Source organism: Dokdonia sp. R78006 (assembly GCF_042466145.1).
Lineage (GTDB): Bacteria > Bacteroidota > Bacteroidia > Flavobacteriales > Flavobacteriaceae > Dokdonia.
Genome location: NZ_JAXHBU010000001.1, coordinates 2,164,782 through 2,180,654, shown reverse-complemented (window position 1 = coordinate 2,180,654; position 15,873 = coordinate 2,164,782). Strand labels below are relative to the sequence as shown.

The 15,873-nt window shown below is 34.8% G+C and carries 18 protein-coding genes; 12 read left to right on the top strand and 6 right to left on the bottom strand.

Translation table 11 applies throughout. The annotated features are described in order from the left end of the window. Nucleotides 1-16 precede the first annotated feature (16 nt). From SJY37_RS09790 to ruvX, 3 genes are all read right to left on the bottom strand, one after another. Entirely contained in the window at nucleotides 17-442 is a 426-nt protein-coding gene (locus SJY37_RS09790; RefSeq protein ID WP_298325831.1) for a DUF5606 domain-containing protein, read from the bottom strand. 97 nt (nucleotides 443-539) lie between these two features. Then, nucleotides 540-1,130, bottom strand: coding sequence for a peptide deformylase (gene def / locus SJY37_RS09785; protein ID WP_108878311.1), 591 nt, complete (start codon nucleotides 1,128-1,130; stop codon nucleotides 540-542). 2 nt (nucleotides 1,131-1,132) lie between these two features. Further along, on the bottom strand, nucleotides 1,133-1,543 hold the full coding sequence (gene ruvX / locus SJY37_RS09780; RefSeq protein ID WP_013749737.1) for a Holliday junction resolvase RuvX: 411 nt from the start codon (nucleotides 1,541-1,543) through the stop codon (nucleotides 1,133-1,135). Nucleotides 1,544-1,865: 322 nt separating this feature from the next. Here ruvX and SJY37_RS09775 point away from each other — a divergent pair, with 322 nt between their 5' ends. The 3 genes from SJY37_RS09775 to SJY37_RS09765 are packed head-to-tail and all read left to right on the top strand — an operon-like array spanning nucleotide 1,866 to nucleotide 4,750. Continuing rightward, nucleotides 1,866-2,681: a 2,3,4,5-tetrahydropyridine-2,6-dicarboxylate N-succinyltransferase gene (locus SJY37_RS09775; protein ID WP_013749738.1), complete on the top strand. Its 816-nt coding sequence runs from the start codon at nucleotides 1,866-1,868 to the stop codon at nucleotides 2,679-2,681. A gap of 1 nt (nucleotide 2,682) precedes the next feature. After that, entirely contained in the window at nucleotides 2,683-3,675 is a 993-nt protein-coding gene (locus SJY37_RS09770) for a Stealth CR1 domain-containing protein (RefSeq protein ID WP_298325840.1), read from the top strand. 1 nt (nucleotide 3,676) lies between these two features. Next, nucleotides 3,677-4,750, top strand: a complete 1,074-nt coding sequence (locus tag SJY37_RS09765) for a CDP-glycerol glycerophosphotransferase family protein (RefSeq protein ID WP_298325843.1) — start codon at nucleotides 3,677-3,679, stop codon at nucleotides 4,748-4,750. Nucleotides 4,751-4,963: 213 nt separating this feature from the next. On the opposite strand, the gene SJY37_RS09760 is transcribed toward SJY37_RS09765, so the two are convergent. Then, complete coding sequence (locus SJY37_RS09760; protein WP_298325846.1) at nucleotides 4,964-5,488, bottom strand: outer membrane beta-barrel protein; 525 nt, start codon at nucleotides 5,486-5,488, stop codon at nucleotides 4,964-4,966. A 179-nt stretch (nucleotides 5,489-5,667) separates the two neighbouring features. Beyond that, the gene (gene rpsA / locus SJY37_RS09755; protein ID WP_108878307.1) at nucleotides 5,668-7,500 is read right to left on the bottom strand and encodes a 30S ribosomal protein S1; all 1,833 of its coding nucleotides are present in this window, start codon (nucleotides 7,498-7,500) and stop codon (nucleotides 5,668-5,670) included. Nucleotides 7,501-8,014: 514 nt separating this feature from the next. On the opposite strand from rpsA, the gene SJY37_RS09750 reads away from it, so the two are divergent. The 7 genes from SJY37_RS09750 (at nucleotide 8,015) to SJY37_RS09720 (ending at nucleotide 12,510) form a co-directional block, all read left to right on the top strand. Next, nucleotides 8,015-8,578, top strand: coding sequence for a hypothetical protein (locus tag SJY37_RS09750; protein WP_298325852.1), 564 nt, complete (start codon nucleotides 8,015-8,017; stop codon nucleotides 8,576-8,578). Between the two features lie 259 nt (nucleotides 8,579-8,837). Beyond that, complete coding sequence (locus tag SJY37_RS09745; RefSeq protein ID WP_298325855.1) at nucleotides 8,838-9,431, top strand: hypothetical protein; 594 nt, start codon at nucleotides 8,838-8,840, stop codon at nucleotides 9,429-9,431. A 5-nt stretch (nucleotides 9,432-9,436) separates the two neighbouring features. After that, nucleotides 9,437-9,844: a redoxin domain-containing protein gene (locus tag SJY37_RS09740; protein ID WP_379953032.1), complete on the top strand. Its 408-nt coding sequence runs from the start codon at nucleotides 9,437-9,439 to the stop codon at nucleotides 9,842-9,844. Beyond that, complete coding sequence (locus tag SJY37_RS09735) at nucleotides 9,765-10,127, top strand: redoxin domain-containing protein (RefSeq protein ID WP_298325858.1); 363 nt, start codon at nucleotides 9,765-9,767, stop codon at nucleotides 10,125-10,127. Before SJY37_RS09740 ends, SJY37_RS09735 begins: the two co-directional genes overlap by 80 nt. Before the next feature lie 46 nt (nucleotides 10,128-10,173). Further along, nucleotides 10,174-10,710, top strand: coding sequence for a hypothetical protein (locus SJY37_RS09730; RefSeq protein ID WP_298325861.1), 537 nt, complete (start codon nucleotides 10,174-10,176; stop codon nucleotides 10,708-10,710). A 63-nt stretch (nucleotides 10,711-10,773) separates the two neighbouring features. Then, the gene (locus tag SJY37_RS09725; protein WP_298325864.1) at nucleotides 10,774-11,763 is read left to right on the top strand and encodes a hypothetical protein; all 990 of its coding nucleotides are present in this window, start codon (nucleotides 10,774-10,776) and stop codon (nucleotides 11,761-11,763) included. A 264-nt stretch (nucleotides 11,764-12,027) separates the two neighbouring features. Continuing rightward, nucleotides 12,028-12,510: a hypothetical protein gene (locus tag SJY37_RS09720; protein WP_298325867.1), complete on the top strand. Its 483-nt coding sequence runs from the start codon at nucleotides 12,028-12,030 to the stop codon at nucleotides 12,508-12,510. Between the two features lie 166 nt (nucleotides 12,511-12,676). Here SJY37_RS09720 and SJY37_RS09715 read toward each other — a convergent pair whose 3' ends face one another. Then, nucleotides 12,677-13,021, bottom strand: a complete 345-nt coding sequence (locus SJY37_RS09715) for a DUF983 domain-containing protein (protein ID WP_298325870.1) — start codon at nucleotides 13,019-13,021, stop codon at nucleotides 12,677-12,679. A 92-nt stretch (nucleotides 13,022-13,113) separates the two neighbouring features. Here SJY37_RS09715 and SJY37_RS09710 point away from each other — a divergent pair, with 92 nt between their 5' ends. Both SJY37_RS09710 and SJY37_RS09705 read left to right on the top strand, forming a co-directional pair. Next, nucleotides 13,114-13,986: an AraC family transcriptional regulator gene (locus SJY37_RS09710; RefSeq protein ID WP_298325873.1), complete on the top strand. Its 873-nt coding sequence runs from the start codon at nucleotides 13,114-13,116 to the stop codon at nucleotides 13,984-13,986. A gap of 219 nt (nucleotides 13,987-14,205) precedes the next feature. Further along, nucleotides 14,206-15,654, top strand: coding sequence for a TlpA disulfide reductase family protein (locus SJY37_RS09705; RefSeq protein ID WP_298325876.1), 1,449 nt, complete (start codon nucleotides 14,206-14,208; stop codon nucleotides 15,652-15,654). The last annotated feature ends 219 nt before the right edge of the window (nucleotides 15,655-15,873 follow it).

Here is a 15,873-nt window from a genome sequence, read left to right as displayed (position 1 = left end):
TATAAAAAGTTATGCACTATTCCTCTTCTTCGCTTGCTGCTGCGGGAGCTGCTGGCGCTTCAAAGTTAAGCATATCTTTTGCTTGCAAAATGTTGTACCACTGTACTACCTTTTTGATATCACTAGCATATACACGATCCTCATCATAATCTGGAATCACGTTAAAGAAAAACTCTTCAAGTTCATCTTTTGAGACTTTATGATTAATAGTAGGCGCTCCATTTTCCTTGTCTTTTATGGCTTGTAACACCTCTCTAAGTGGCTTCTCCTCACTTAAGGTGTAAATAGCAATTTCAGAAAGTACACTTACGTTATGGCGTATACCTACGGTAATTCTCTTACCATCTACTAGAGATTCTGCCACAAAACCACTGCGTGTTTGTTGCTTTAACTCATATATTCCAGGCTTTCCAGCGATTGCAATTACTTTATCTAAACTCATATGTTATTCAAATTGGGTGGCAAAGATGCACTTTGCCATACATATTTACAAATTTTGTTTGCAAGGATTCGTTAATCTTTACAACACTTTAACGCTACTAGCGCTTTTTTGATGCCGCCGGAAAACGCATGCGATACTCTGCATTACACTTACCTTTTGAAATATTTACAAGCTTTCCTTTGATTAAACGCTTTTTAAGGCTCGATAGTTTATCTGTAAAAAGCACTCCTTCAATGTGGTCATACTCATGCTGGATTACTCTAGCAATAAGTCCGTCGTAAGTCTCTGTGTACTCTTTAAAGTTCTCATCTTGGTACCTGATAGTTACCTTAGGTTTTCTAAAAACGTCTTCGTTTATCCCTGGGATACTCAAGCAACCTTCAGAAAATGCCCACTCCTCGCCTTCTTCTTCAAGAATCTCTGCATTTACAAAGGTTTTCTTGAAGTTTGCAAGCTGTTCTTGCTCTTCTGGAGTATAGCTTTCATCTTCTGCAAACGGTGTTGTATCTACTAGAAACACACGTATAGGTAAACCTATTTGAGGTGCTGCGAGCCCTACGCCGTGAGCTTCATACATCGTATCATACATATTCTCAATGAGCTCGCTAAATTTAGGATACTCCGGAGTAATATCTTTTGCTTTTTTCTTAAGTACGGGATCTCCGTACGCCACAATTGGTATAATCATATCTACTTATTATACAGGTAATCCTGAAGGATAATCGTTGCACTTATTTGATCTACAAGTGCTTTATTTTGTCTTTTCTTTTTACCGATACCACTGTCTAACATGGTCTGGAAAGCCATCTTTGAAGTAAACCTTTCATCTTGTCTAATGATGGTTAACTCTGGATGTTTTTTTTCTACGCTTTCGCGAAAGCGTACAATATCTACCTCCACATCACTCGCCTCATTATTCATGCGCTTAGGCTCTCCTATCACCATAGCCTCCACCTTCTCTTCTGAAAGATACTTCTTTAAAAAAGTGAAAATATCTTTAGTTTCAACCGTTGTAAGACCTGAAGCGATCATCTGCAACTCGTCTGTCACTGCGATACCAGTGCGCTTTGTTCCGTAATCTATTGCAATGATGCGTGCCATCTGTAAAATTTGTGCAAAAATAAGGAAAAACAAGCTATAAGGTCGTGCATCGCAATAGCTTTCATAATAGTAAGGTCTTGTAATCACAAAAAGCAGCTATTTATAGCGTAGCCTATCTTTTACCAGCTAAGTGCTGACATAGCTTCACAATGCACATTACAACCAAGGACCACTTGTTTTATATATAACAAGAAAGCCTTAACTTGTTTGAGTTTTGCCCCACTAGAAACCATCAAAAAGCATTTGAAACTTTATCTTTGAACATCCATTAACGATTACTGAGAAGAGTTAACATACCTTACTCAGCGCTTAAAAATATCAAATGACACAACTTAGAAACATCATCGAAGAGGCTTGGGAGGATCGCTCGCTCCTTACTAATCCAGTAACAATAAATGCTATACGTGAGGTAGTAGACATGCTAGACCGTGGTACGCTACGTGTTGCAGAACCTACAGAAGACGGATGGCAAGTAAATGAGTGGGTAAAAAAGGCGGTTGTACTTTATTTCCCTATCCAAAAAATGGAAACTCTGGAAGCTGGAATCTTTGAATATCATGATAAAATTCCATTAAAGAGAGACTTTGCAAATCGCGGTATTCGTGTAGTGCCTAACGCTGTTGCACGTCACGGAGCTTATATCTCTAAAGGAGTAATCTTAATGCCTAGTTATGTAAATATAGGAGCTTATGTAGATGAGGGTACTATGGTAGATACATGGGCAACCGTAGGTAGCTGTGCACAAATAGGTAAAAACGTACACCTAAGTGGTGGTGTAGGTATAGGTGGTGTTCTAGAACCACTACAAGCATCTCCAGTAATTATAGAAGATGGTGCTTTTATAGGATCTAGATGTATTGTTGTAGAAGGTGTACACGTTGAGAAAGAAGCTGTTTTAGGCGCAAACGTAGTACTTACAATGAGCACAAAAATTATAGATGTTACTGGTGATGAGCCTGTAGAAATGAAAGGACGCGTACCTGCAAGATCTGTAGTAATCCCTGGAAGTTATACTAAGAAATTTGCTGCAGGAGAGTACCAAGTTCCTTGTGCACTAATTATAGGTAAACGTAAAGAGAGCACTAACAAAAAGACGTCTCTTAATGATGCCTTAAGAGAGTACGACGTAGCAGTATAATATGACAACGGAGCAAACTAATGACATTAACATAGATGCGGTTATCACGTGGGTAAATGGTGATGACTTAACATGGCAACATAAAATCAATACGTATCTAGATACTAAAATTGATTTCTCTAAAAAAGCAGAGAGTACTCGCTACAATGCTATAGGCGAAGTGCAGATTGCAATAGCATCCATCATCAAGTTTGCTCCGTTTATTAAAAACATATATCTAGTTACTGACAACCAGGTACCACAAGATTTTGATGCTTTATCTACAAAGGCTCAAGAACAAGGGGTCAACTTAGAAATTATAGATCACACAGTGATTTTTAAAGATTATGAGGAGGCTCTACCTAGTTTCAACTCTATTTCTATAGAAATAATGCTCTACAGAATCCCAAACCTATCTGAGCATTTTGTGGTTTTTAATGATGATTTCTTCTTAATGAGGGCTACGTCTCCAGAAGATTTTTTTATCAATGGCATGCCCATACTACGCGGCTCTTGGGAGAAGTTTAATGAAGATAGAACGCTTAGAGTATACTATCAAAAGCTACTCAAGCTTATAGGAAAGGAACCAGACCCTAACAGAACAAGTTTCAAAAGGCTACAGCAGCAAAGCGCTATGCTTGCTGGTACTAAAAAATATGTGAGAAGATATCACACTCCTATGAGTGTTAGAAAATCTACGCTAGTATATTATTTTAACGAGCATGAGGACTTGCTCAAAAAGAATATTTCATTTAGGTTTCGCGATAAGAGTCAGTTTTTACTTTCTTCCTTATCTGAGCATCTAGAAATTAAAAAAGGAACCTTTCACTACACAAAAGACACGCAATTAACTTATTTTCGGTCTTACAAGAAACCCTCGAGTGTAAAAAAGAAGTTGGCTCAATTTATAGATGATCCTTCTAAGATATTTGTCACATTCCAGAGTTTAGAAAAAGCAGATCCTGCTTTACTTATTTATATTAAAGACTGGATTTCTGCCAGACTAACATCTTAACATGGACTACAAATTTCTCATTTACATCTCATATAGCTACTCTATTCCTATAGGTAAACCATTAGAACAGGAACTACTAAGATTAGGTCACAGCGTACGCTGGTTTGCAGATCAAGATGAGGGAAAAGAAAAACTGCTTGTTGAGCAAGGTGCACTACACACTATAGATGAAGCGGTTGCATACAGACCACATATTGTGCTCACTGCTACAGACAGTGTAGCACATTTTTTATCAGGTATTAAAGTGCAGATTTTTCATGGTTTTCCTGCCAATAAACGCAAAGGAACAGACCAGTTTAGAATACGAGGTTTCTTTGATTTATACTGTACGCAAGGACCGTCGAGCACAATCCCTTTTAAAAAGCAGCAAAAAAAATATCCTCATTTTGAAGTAGTAGAAACTGGCTGGTCAAAGGTTGACCCACTGTTTCCTATTGAAAATAATGAGACAGAAAAGCCTACTATATTAATTGCCTCTACATTTACAAAAGATTATAGTATTGCCTTAAAAGACGAGGTAATAGAAGAACTGGTACGTCTATCTAAGCTAGATAAGTGGAAGTTTAATATTGTACTCCACCCTAAGTTGGACCCGGCTGTACACGCAAAAATCAAAGCATTACAAAATGAGAATTTTGTGTATCATGACACCACAGATTTAATACCGCTATTTAAGAAGGCAAACATACTTTTTGCAGATACTACTTCTGCTATTATAGAGTTTTTATTACAACACAAACCGGTCGTTACCTTTAGGAATAATATGCCTGGACCATATCTTGTAGATGTAACAGAAGTAAACGACATTGAGAAAGAAATTACTCGCGCACTAACTAATCCTCCAGAGTTAATCAAGCATATAGAGGAATTTGCTGCATTTTCTCACCCATATCGTGATGGACAATCTAGCCGCAGAGTTATAGATGCCACTATCGCATTTTTACACAGTGATAAATCTCACTTGAAAAAGAAGCCTTATAACTTCATAAGGAAATACAAGATGCGCAAGCGATTACAATATCACGGCCCGGTATATCAACACGATACTATTATCGATCCTATGGATCAAAAGTAAATCTAAACAACACACTTAAGCAGATTTAAATAGTAGTAAACTTGTCAATAAAAGCAAGATGAATTCGTGCGCGCTAGCGTCATGAGCAGTTAGTAGTAAAGTCATAGGTTTACTTATAAGGTTTTTAATGTAAGCTTTCGCGAAAGCGTAATCTAATAAAAAAAGCACCCTCAAGGGTGCTTTTCTATTTATCATTAATAAGCTTCGTTAAATTTAGAATTTAAAACCAAAACCTAAATTAAAAATTGTATTTCTGCTTTTGATATCAAGATCTCCAGTGTAATAATTATTGAGCTGATAAACAGTTCTAAAATTTCCATAGAATCGTTCTGTGAATTCATAACCTAGACCTGCTCCAAATCCAATATTAAATTTAGTAAAATCATCTCCAATTTCTTCGAGTGTATAAGTAACCTGAGGACCACCGCTCACGTAGAATTTATCTGAAGCATAATACTTTAAAAAAAGTGGTACTTGCAAAAACTTTACATCTGCATCTTCTTCAAAGACCATCGTAAAAAGAAGTTCTGGTGCAGCATAAAGTTTATCTGAAAGCTCAAAGTTTGCCTCCACACCTACGTGAAAACCGCTAGCAGAACTTGTGAAATCCTGACCATCAGAAGAAATTTTCGCACCTATTAATGTGTAACCGGCTTTTGCACTTACTGCATTTTCTTGAGCTACTAAAGCTGTCACTGATACTACAGCCATAACTGCAGTTAAAATAATTTTTTTCATAATAAATTGATTGTTATTTGATTGATAAAAAACCCACACTTTTAAAAATGGGATTGCGAATATATACAATCATTTTGTAAGAAAAAAGACTACAAAAGCCTACAGCCTTATAAAAAAGTAAAAAAAAAGCCTCTCAGTTTCCTGAGAGGCTTTTATTATAAAAAACTAGATGGTGAGAATTACTCTCCTCCTTCCATTTTCTTTTTAAGAGCTGCAAGAGCATCGTTTGCATCACCTAAAGTAGGCTTAGACTCATCAGATTGAGTTTTAGCTTTCTTAGCTTGTTGCTTAACGATTTTAGCTTCTTCTTCTTTATGGATAACCATATGTGAAGCAACTACACGCTTGAAGTCTTTGTTGAATTCAATAATTTGGAATTCTGCTTCTTCTCCTTTTCCTAATTTAGTACCGTCTTCTTTTTCAAGGTGACGAGTAGGAACAAATGCAGTAATATCCTCGTTAAAATCGATAGTAGCTCCTTTGTCTACAATCTCTGTGATTGCAGCTTTGTGAGTAGTACCCATTTTGAACTCATCCTCGTACTTATCCCAAGGATTTGCTTCGATTTGTTTGTGACCTAAAGATAATTTACGTCCATCTACGTCAAGCTCAAGAACCACTACTTCTAGTTTATCTCCTACCTCACAGAATTCTGATGGATGCTTCACTTTCTTAGTCCAAGAAAGATCTGAGATGTAAATTAATCCATCAATACCTTCTTCTAGCTCTAAGAACACACCGAAGTTTGTAAAGTTACGTACGATACCTTCGTGACGTGAACCTACAGGGTATTTTGAAGTAATATCTGTCCATGGATCTTGCGTTAATTGCTTGATACCAAGGCTCATCTTGCGATCTTCACGATCTAAAGTAAGGATTTGAGCATCTACTACGTCTCCTACTTTTACAAAGTCTTGAGCGCTACGTAAGTGCGTAGACCATGACATTTCTGATACGTGTATAAGACCTTCTACTCCTTCTTCTACTTCGATAAATGCACCGTAATCTGCGATTACAACTACTTTACCTTTTACGTTATCACCTACTTTAAGCTCTTCTCCTAAAGCTTCCCATGGATGCTTAGAAAGTTGCTTAAGACCTAACTGGATACGTGTTTTATCCTCATCAAAGTCAAGGATTACAACATTCAGTTTCTGATCAAGCTCAACGATTTCATTCGGGTGGTTGATACGTGACCAAGAAAGGTCTGTAATGTGTACCAATCCATCAACACCTCCAAGATCAACAAATACACCGTAAGAAGTAATGTTTTTAACAACACCTTCAAGTACTTGTCCTTTTTCAAGCTGCCCGATGATCTCCTTCTTTTGCTCTTCGATATCTGCTTCGATAAGCGCTTTGTGAGATACTACAACGTTTTTAAACTCGTGGTTGATTTTTACAACCTTGAATTCCATTGTTTTGTTTACATACTGATCGTAATCACGGATAGGCTTCACATCAATTTGTGATCCTGGTAAGAATGCTTCGATACCGAATACATCTACGATCATACCTCCTTTAGTACGAGCTTTTACAAATCCGTTTACGATAGTTCCCTCATCATGTGCTGCGTTAACGCGATCCCAAGCCTTGATAACACGTGCCTTACGGTGTGATAATATCAATTGACCAGTTGCATCTTCACGTACGTCAATAAGTACTTCTACTTTATCACCTACTTTAAGATCTGGATTGTAACGGAACTCATTAAGAGAAATCACTCCTTCTGACTTAGCGTTAATGTCAATGATTGCATCACGATCAGTAATTGTAATTACTGTTCCTTCTACTACATCGTCATCAAGTGTATCTACAAAGTTTTGAGCTACTAGCGCTTCAAACTCTTCAAGTTGCTTGTCATCTACAGTGTCGATTCCTTCTTCGTACTTTTCCCAGTTAAAATCTTCAAGAAATTTCTTTGGGTTCTCTTGAGCTGGAGATAGCTCAACTTTTGGTGCTACTACTGCAGCGTCTTCCTGAACTTCAGGATTTTTTGTTTCTTCAGCCATTTGCTAAAATTTGCATCCACCTAAAAACAAGCGTTTTATAGATAGATGGGTTTTGTATTTTACGTTTCTGCGAAAGCTTAATAAACCTAGAAACCGTAAAAGGGTTTGTTTTGATTTTTAAATACCTCTCTGGCAGCTTTCTAAAGGTGGCCAAAAAGGAGTGCAAAAATACATCCTTTATCTTGATTTACAAAGGGGTTGTGAGATAAAAAAGCGTCTCCATAATTATCCTACATTCCTAGAATAACTAACTTACTGTTCAAAGGCTATTAAGCCCTCTACTTACAAGAATTAAAGTCATGTGCCTAAGCTTATTGCATACAACATTATAACGTAAATTTCACATAAAAATAACAAGCCTAAAGGAAAACCGTAAAATATTATAGAATTGTAATCGTAGATTTAACCCTTCAAATTGTATTTACGTACCAGAGAGGTTATAACTAGCTTTTTTCGCTTTCGCGAAAGCGTAGGTCGTTTGATAAGATATTACAAATCAAATAAAAACATAACTATGAAACTTTTTCTAAACTTCCTTTTAGCTTCTACACTCTTACTTACCTCTTGTGATAGTGATGACGATACCACAAATACAGATAGCCTATCTACACTTACAGACTTGAATGGTGAAACTGGTTTATCATATGACGAAAGTTTGAGCAAGTGGACAGATTTAAAAACTGACAATGGTAGATCATACATCTATCAAACAGACATTATCTCCTTTACAGGTGATGGTAGCACTACAGAAATCAAAGTTCTAGATAACAGTGTGGTCTCTAGAGTATACCAATCCTTTACTATAAATGGTGAGACTGGAGAAAGAACAATTACAGACACCTATTCTGAAAACGAAGCTGCTTTAGGAACTAACCAAGAAGGAGCTGCACCGCTTACAATAGACGAGTTATACAATTCTTGCGCAAGCGAATACCTCGTAGTAGATCAAGAGAACAATATGATATACTTACAAACTGAAGTAAATGGTTTACTTACATTATGCGGTTTTACACCTAATAATTGTGCAGATGATTGTTTTACCGGTATTTCTATAAAAGCATTTGACTGGATTAACTAGTGATACTTTACAGTACAACATATTCTTATTAGGTAGACTACTTCAAAAAATATTTTTCCTAGCGTGACTAATACATCAGCAGCTGTAATTGAAGAACAACAGTCCCCAAAACTGCTAATACTATAATGTATTTTATTTTACAAATAACATATATATATTAAGGAAAACCACAAATTAGCATGAGTATCTATTTGTAGATTGGCTATCAAAAATCTATTTTATACTCTTGCTTTACGAAGTAGACTGTTATAAATAACTTATGAAAACAATAAAAATACTACTGTCTATAATTTTTATATTATTAGTGAGTACAAGCTACGGTCAAAACTATAATTTTGATAAAATTGTAAAGAGCAGTTTTTCCACACAATCATTTCCCAATCAAGAATGGACTCATTTTTTTAATTCTGAGGATGATTCATATCATATGCATATATACAAACGCAATGATTCTCTAGTCTCTAGAATTTTTGATACCAAAGAAAATGAGGAGCATTACTTTCACATTGATAAATCGAATTCTTTAAATTTTATTGAAACAAACAACTTATCAAAAAAAGTAAATGGAAATAAATTTGAATTCTCTAAAATAGAAGAGCGTAAAGGAAATAAGGAAATCACTTTTAAAATTCTCAACGACAGAGATAAAAAAATTGCTAATTACAAGTTTATGATTAAAGAAACTGATGAAGATTTTTTCTCAATATTTAAGCTATCTGCTCTTGAGAATCAATTATTCAGTAAAATCAAACCTTCCAAACACTTTATCGTTTTAGAAGCTAAAGGAAATTCAACCAAATACAAACTTAATTCCATCGAGGATATAAATTTGACAGTTAAAATTCCTGAGTAAAACTAATGCTACCACTAGACATAAAACCCCGACAAACAATAATGAAAACATTAAAAGAACAAACAGACGCCAAAATTGAAGCTGGAAGACAGGCAAAACCTGACTTCATGAAAGGCGTGGATGAAGTTATCGAGGAGGCTAAAGCTTTTCTTACTGGAAAGGATGCGCTTCAAGTAGGTGACAAAGCACCAGAGTTTGAACTTCCTAATCCTAAAAAGCAGAAGATATCTCTCACCACTTTATTGAGTCAAGGTCCAGTTGTGGTTACATTTTATCGAGGTGATTGGTGTCCTTATTGCAACCTACAACTGCGAGCATTACAGTCAAAAAAAATTGGAGGAAATTCGCGCGCTAGGTGCAACACTTGTTGCCATAAGCCCACAAGTTCCAGATGGATCTATGACAGAAAGTGAGATTGGCAATATGGAATTTACGGTACTATCTGATCAAGATGCAAAGGTTGCTTCTTTATATGGCGTATCCTGGGAGGTGCCAGCATTTTTAATGGACCACATGAAGGTAGATAGAGGACTAGATCTGGATAAAATCAACAATGGCAAAGGCAGCATATTACCTATCCCTGCCACTTTTGTATTGAATAAAGAAGGTATAGTTACATGGAGTTATGTAAATGTTGACTATAGAACACGCTCCGAGCCTAATGACATCATTGAAGCTCTTAAAGCAATTTCTTAAAATAGAACTAGTGATAGTGCAAACCGTTGTTCAAACTCTTTTATCAATGTTAAGGAAAATCTATATAATCGCAATTATGCTAGCCTTTACTAGCTGCGACTCTAGCAAACACATACAAGACCATAAGAGTAGTGAGAACACAAGTACAGCAATAGAAAAATTAAATAGTAGTAGTTTTGTAAATGACTTCCTTTCTTTCTCTTATCCCGCATCATTCAAGACCTCTTATGAAGCACACGAGACTTTAAAAGTAAACACGCTAAAAGGTGATAGCACGACTATCGTGATTTATGAAATGGATCAAGAATTAAAACTTGAAGATTTTGCAAGAGCGTTCATTAATAATATGAATACATCTACTCCAGAGATAAATAGTCTAGATTTTCAATTAGGTAATGAAACACTGCCTGCAAAGAAAGCAACCATAAATAATAGTAAAGAGGTACTAATTCTAGAGGTGAAAAACTCAGCCAAAAAAACATTGTTCGTGAGTTTTGAAAAACTCATGACAAAAGACGGAGATTTTACAGAAGAAACCAAGTCAACAATGCAACTGATTAACTCAACAATTAATTATAAATAATCCAGCAATCGTAGGTGCACATATTTATAGCCTGCCACAAACAATGATTGATATTAAAATAGCATGGATTGGAGCAGCTTTGAGATAGACAATAAACCATTTAAATGGGGACAAACATTTAATGATGTCTTTAAAATCTTTGGGCGTGAAAACCTCAACAAGAATACTAGTTCTTGGAAGCTTCACAAAATACCTTCAAACGGGTTTTTAGGCTTAGAAGCTGTTTCATGTGAATTCTACGGGCCTTCTTATGACAGACCTATTTCCTCCATTTCATTTGGATTAAAACCTATCAAAAAGGGATGGTTTCAACAGCACCAAGTGCCTTATATGAAGCAGCTCACATCTATACTAGGCGAACCTCATAACGTTCATAAGAATCCGCTGCCGGATGGTAAAAAGTATAACGAGGTATATAGCAGCGGCAGTGTTATTTATGCTGCACACTGGTGGTTTGGCGATATTAGGATTGGTCTCTCTGTCTATGGAGGTATTAGAAATGAGTCATTAGGAAAAACAGCGGCACTACTCTATATAGGTTGGTATAATGAGATAGCAATGGCCAAGCCATACATCAATGAGTATTATGATAGAGAAGCTCGTATAAGCAAGCAGCTCACCCCAATAGAAACCTTTACACTCAGCTATGGCCAATTAAAAACACTCCGCAGATCTTATGAGCTACCTAGTGATTTACTGGCAGATAAGGAAGATGAAATTCACGCAGCACAACTCGCTTTGTATCACGCTAAGGTTTATAGAACCCCAAAGGATTTAGCACAACAAATGCAACCCAACCAGCTACGGCTTTTATCTCTAGACACTACTCAACAATATGCACTAGCCACTATGTACGACTTCACGGTATTTGACTATGATAGCGAGTTCGTCTTTACTAATGTACTACCAGCAAAAGGAGCCGGAGCTACAGAGATCACTGTAAACAACATAACGTATAGGGACATTCCTAATAGTGTCCCGTTATCTGAACTCAAAACCAAACTTAAAAAACTAGGATTTACTATTAAAACCGCCGAGTTTTACGATGCTTGATGATTACAAATGGCGTTCATAATAGCTTTATCAAACTAGCAGCTTACAGCATATTGTGATTAAAATGAGTTGAGCTACGCTTTCGCGAAAATGTTCTTACTATCACTATTTCTAGTAGCGTTACACGCTGCGCTAGACTTACAAATAAGTGTATATTTAGACAATCAATCAAAAAACAATCAACTGCAGGTCGTCTAGCAATCGCAATACGTATCAAGGTGCGTTGCTTTCTTTATGTTGCGCCTGTGGGAAGCAATAAGAAATATGATAAACTACAAATGGACTAAAGGATTTTTCTCATCAACATCTGAATTATATTCGAGTGAGAAAAAAATAGGAGAGCTCAAAAAAGAAGCATTTAGCACCACTTTCTATGGAATGATAAACGAATCTCATTATAAATTCATGAAGAAGGGACTGTTTGACTCTGGAATGGATATAATAGATTTGAAATCCAAAAATATAATCGGTAGGATAACATTTAATTCTTGGAATGCTAAGACACAAATATTGTTGGACAATGAAAAGTTTGAATGGAAGTCAGATAGTTGTTGGAATAACAAATGGAGTATACTAGAGGACAATAAGAAATTGATGGAGTTCAAAAAATCAGGCTTAAGCGATGGATATATAAAGGCAACTACTACAAACGACTTACTTTTAATTACAGGTTTATTATCAATCAATTACTATCAAAAAGTAGCAGCTTTTATCATCATAATGACTTCTATAATAATTAATTCTTAACCTTCTATCGTCAAGATTATTTTAAAGTGCCATAGATTGGTTAAATGACCTATTTACTATTATTACTTACGGGCTATTCGGCAACCTAGATAACTAACAATAGATAGACATGCTTTACGCTCTAGCCTCTTAAGAACAATACTATCGACAATCTTTAAACATCATCTTAATAAAATAAATATATCCAGATAGACCTTGATAATTTAAAATTGGTAGTGCTAGTCAGAAATGCTATTATCGCAATAATGGCAAAAACTAGTAAAGGTGATAAATCAATAAAATACCAAAATACCACAAGGCTTGCTATCATTTGAGCCGCAGCAAGAGCATAGCTTACAAACATAGCACCAAAAAAGAAACCAGTTTCTCTTTCAAACTTATAATTACATTCTGGACATCTTTCATTCATTGTTGGGATTTTCACTAATAAAACGTTACCACCATTCTTAAAAATCTTTCCATTTTTACAATTCGGACACTTACAATTTAATGCTTCTATTATTCTACTCATCACAATATGTTTTATGATGCAAAATTAAGAGTGAAACTAATTAGGAACCTTGTAGAATGTTCGCACTTTTTTGTACTTTTAGGACATTTAATATGAAAATACCAGTTCTTAATATTAGTCAATTTAAAGAATCTGCACCTCTCAATGATGTGTATATCAATTCTTTTTCAGACCACATACAGCGCAACAAGGATTTAATTAATAAACCACATAGTCACAACTTCTATCTATGTGTACTATTTAAGGAAGGTACAGGTACCCACGAGATCGACTTTAATTCTTACAGTATAAATCCAGGAAGGGTATTTTTTTTAAAACCAGGGCAAACTCATTTTTGGAAATTTGAGACACCACCACAAGGATACATCTTTTTCCATTCTCAAGAATTTTATGATTTTAAGTTCTTAGATCACAAGCTACATTCATTTCCTTTTTTTTACTCGAATCAAAACCCTCCTTTTTTAGATATCACTCCAGAAAATCTTCAAAAATTAAACCTCAAATTTAAAGAAGCTTATACCGAATATTCAGAAAACAATCTTTTAAGAGAGTTAAAAATAGTAAACTCATTAAACGACATTTATATAGAATTAACAAGAGTATATACCGTTGATATCAATATAGAAAAACTCAGTTCGCCCGGCTATATTAATATACTTGAAGCTTTGGAGCATTTAATAAATGACCAATTTAAAAGTGAAAAACTCCCTAAATTTTACGCTGATAAATTATGTATTACTACCAAGCATTTGAACAGAGTAGTAAAACAAACAATTAATAAAACAACAAGCCAATTAATTTCTGAAAGGATCATTCTAGAGGCAAAAAGATTGATTGTACATTCTCACGAGAATTTAGCTAATATTGCCGACACACTAGAATTCTCAGACTACGCCTATTTTTCAAAATTCTTTAAATTAAAAACAGGTATGACGCCTTTAGACTTTCGTAAAAAATATTTTTAATGGTCAATATTTTTAGTTCGCTTTCGCGAAAATGAACTTTTATGAACCTAGTATGGTAAAGCTGCGCATAGATATAGACCTACAAATAAGTGTATATTTAGACCAGCAATTAATTAAAAATCAATTATATATCTCTGCAACGATGCCATTTTTTTTTAAGGAACGTTATATAATTTAAGTTCTGGTTGATGTATAAGATTGCATTTTATCCGCTCACAAATGAAAAATATATACACAATACTTTTACTTCTTTCGATACTTAGTTGTACCGAAAAAAAGATAAATACTATTATCGAGCCTCTAGTTACCAATAAGGTAACAACTAAAAAGAGAAACGAGGTATTTATAAAAGTAAATGACACTATAGATTCTTTTTTTACGAATTTAACGCTGGATGAGATGCAGGCTATGCCTGACATGTTATACCTAGGCAAAAAGGAGAATAAGTCATCTATAACAATTCCTACAGACACTACAGTTTATATAATAGGTGGAGACCCTTTCATTTCAATGTTTTACAAACTTGAAATTGAGAAAGGCGACAGCATTTTAATTAATGTCGAAAACACAAGAATTAATTCTTCTAAGCAAGTTAAATATCCAGTTTTTACACACTTAAATAGTGATAAATCATGGAGCGAAACTAACTTTGATTACCTTCTGTTCAAGCAAAATCTAAATAGTGAGGCAATCGTAATCGACGAAGATAAATTTCAAAACAATAAGTTCTCAATAAAACAAATACATGAAAACTCAAACTTGCTATTGGATAGTCTAAAAGCTATTAATAGTATCTCAGATGAGTTCTACAGAAGTACAAAGCTTGACCAGCAACTTAAGTACGCAACATCGAAAGTAAGAGAAGCTAGAAAGCAGCATTTACAATTGGATATTGATAGTTTAGATATAAAAATAAATAGTGAAGAATTATTTGAACGCAATGAATACGTAAGTTTTTTAAAAGCTTTGGTGTTATATAAATATTTTCAAAACGATAAAAGAGTTTCAAACACTGTACAATTTGATGTTGTTACTAAAGAAACAAAGCTATTTAATCAGTCAACAAAGGAAATGTTACTAAGTGCTTATCTTAAAAGCATCTATTTTTTGGAGAAATCAAAATTTCAGAATTACTTAGCAAAATTTCACACTATAAACACTAGTAATAAGTTTAAAAACAAATGGCAGATAATCGTTCAAAACCAACAAGAAAATGCTAAGAAATTAGACATAAACAACCGTACTATTGGAATTTTATCCAATTTGGTTAATGACAACCAATTGACATTTGAAGAAATTCTCTTAAAAGAAAAAGGAAAAATAGTGCTAGTTGATTTTTGGGCAAGTTGGTGTGTACCTTGTAGAAAAGAAATGCCATTTCTAGAAGATTTAAAAGCAACGTTCAATGAGACAGAATTTGAAATTATTGAAATTTCAATTGACAAAGAATACTCAGCTTGGGTTCGTGCTAGTAAATTAGAAAACCTATCAACTGAAGAAAATAATTATATAATTGCAGATTGGAAGAAGTCAAAACTCTATAATAATTACAATATTAAGACAATTCCAAGGTACCTCCTTTTTGACAAATTTGGAAAAATCATTGATGATAATGCACCAAGACCAAGTGATAATGAGCTTGCATCCTTGATTAAAGCTAACTTATAAGAAATGCAATTAATATTTATAGACTATCGCAGTTGCACGGCGCCATTTCATAGTCGGAATTATAGTACAATGTTATCAACCCAACAACATAAAGTTTAATGTGGCAAAAAAGGAATTGGAACTATAAAAACAAGATTATTTCTACTTTATTTCCGTAGGTTTAACCCTCTTTTTGATTTACTAAAGTTTTTGATCACTTCTCATTTTCGCGAAAGCGCA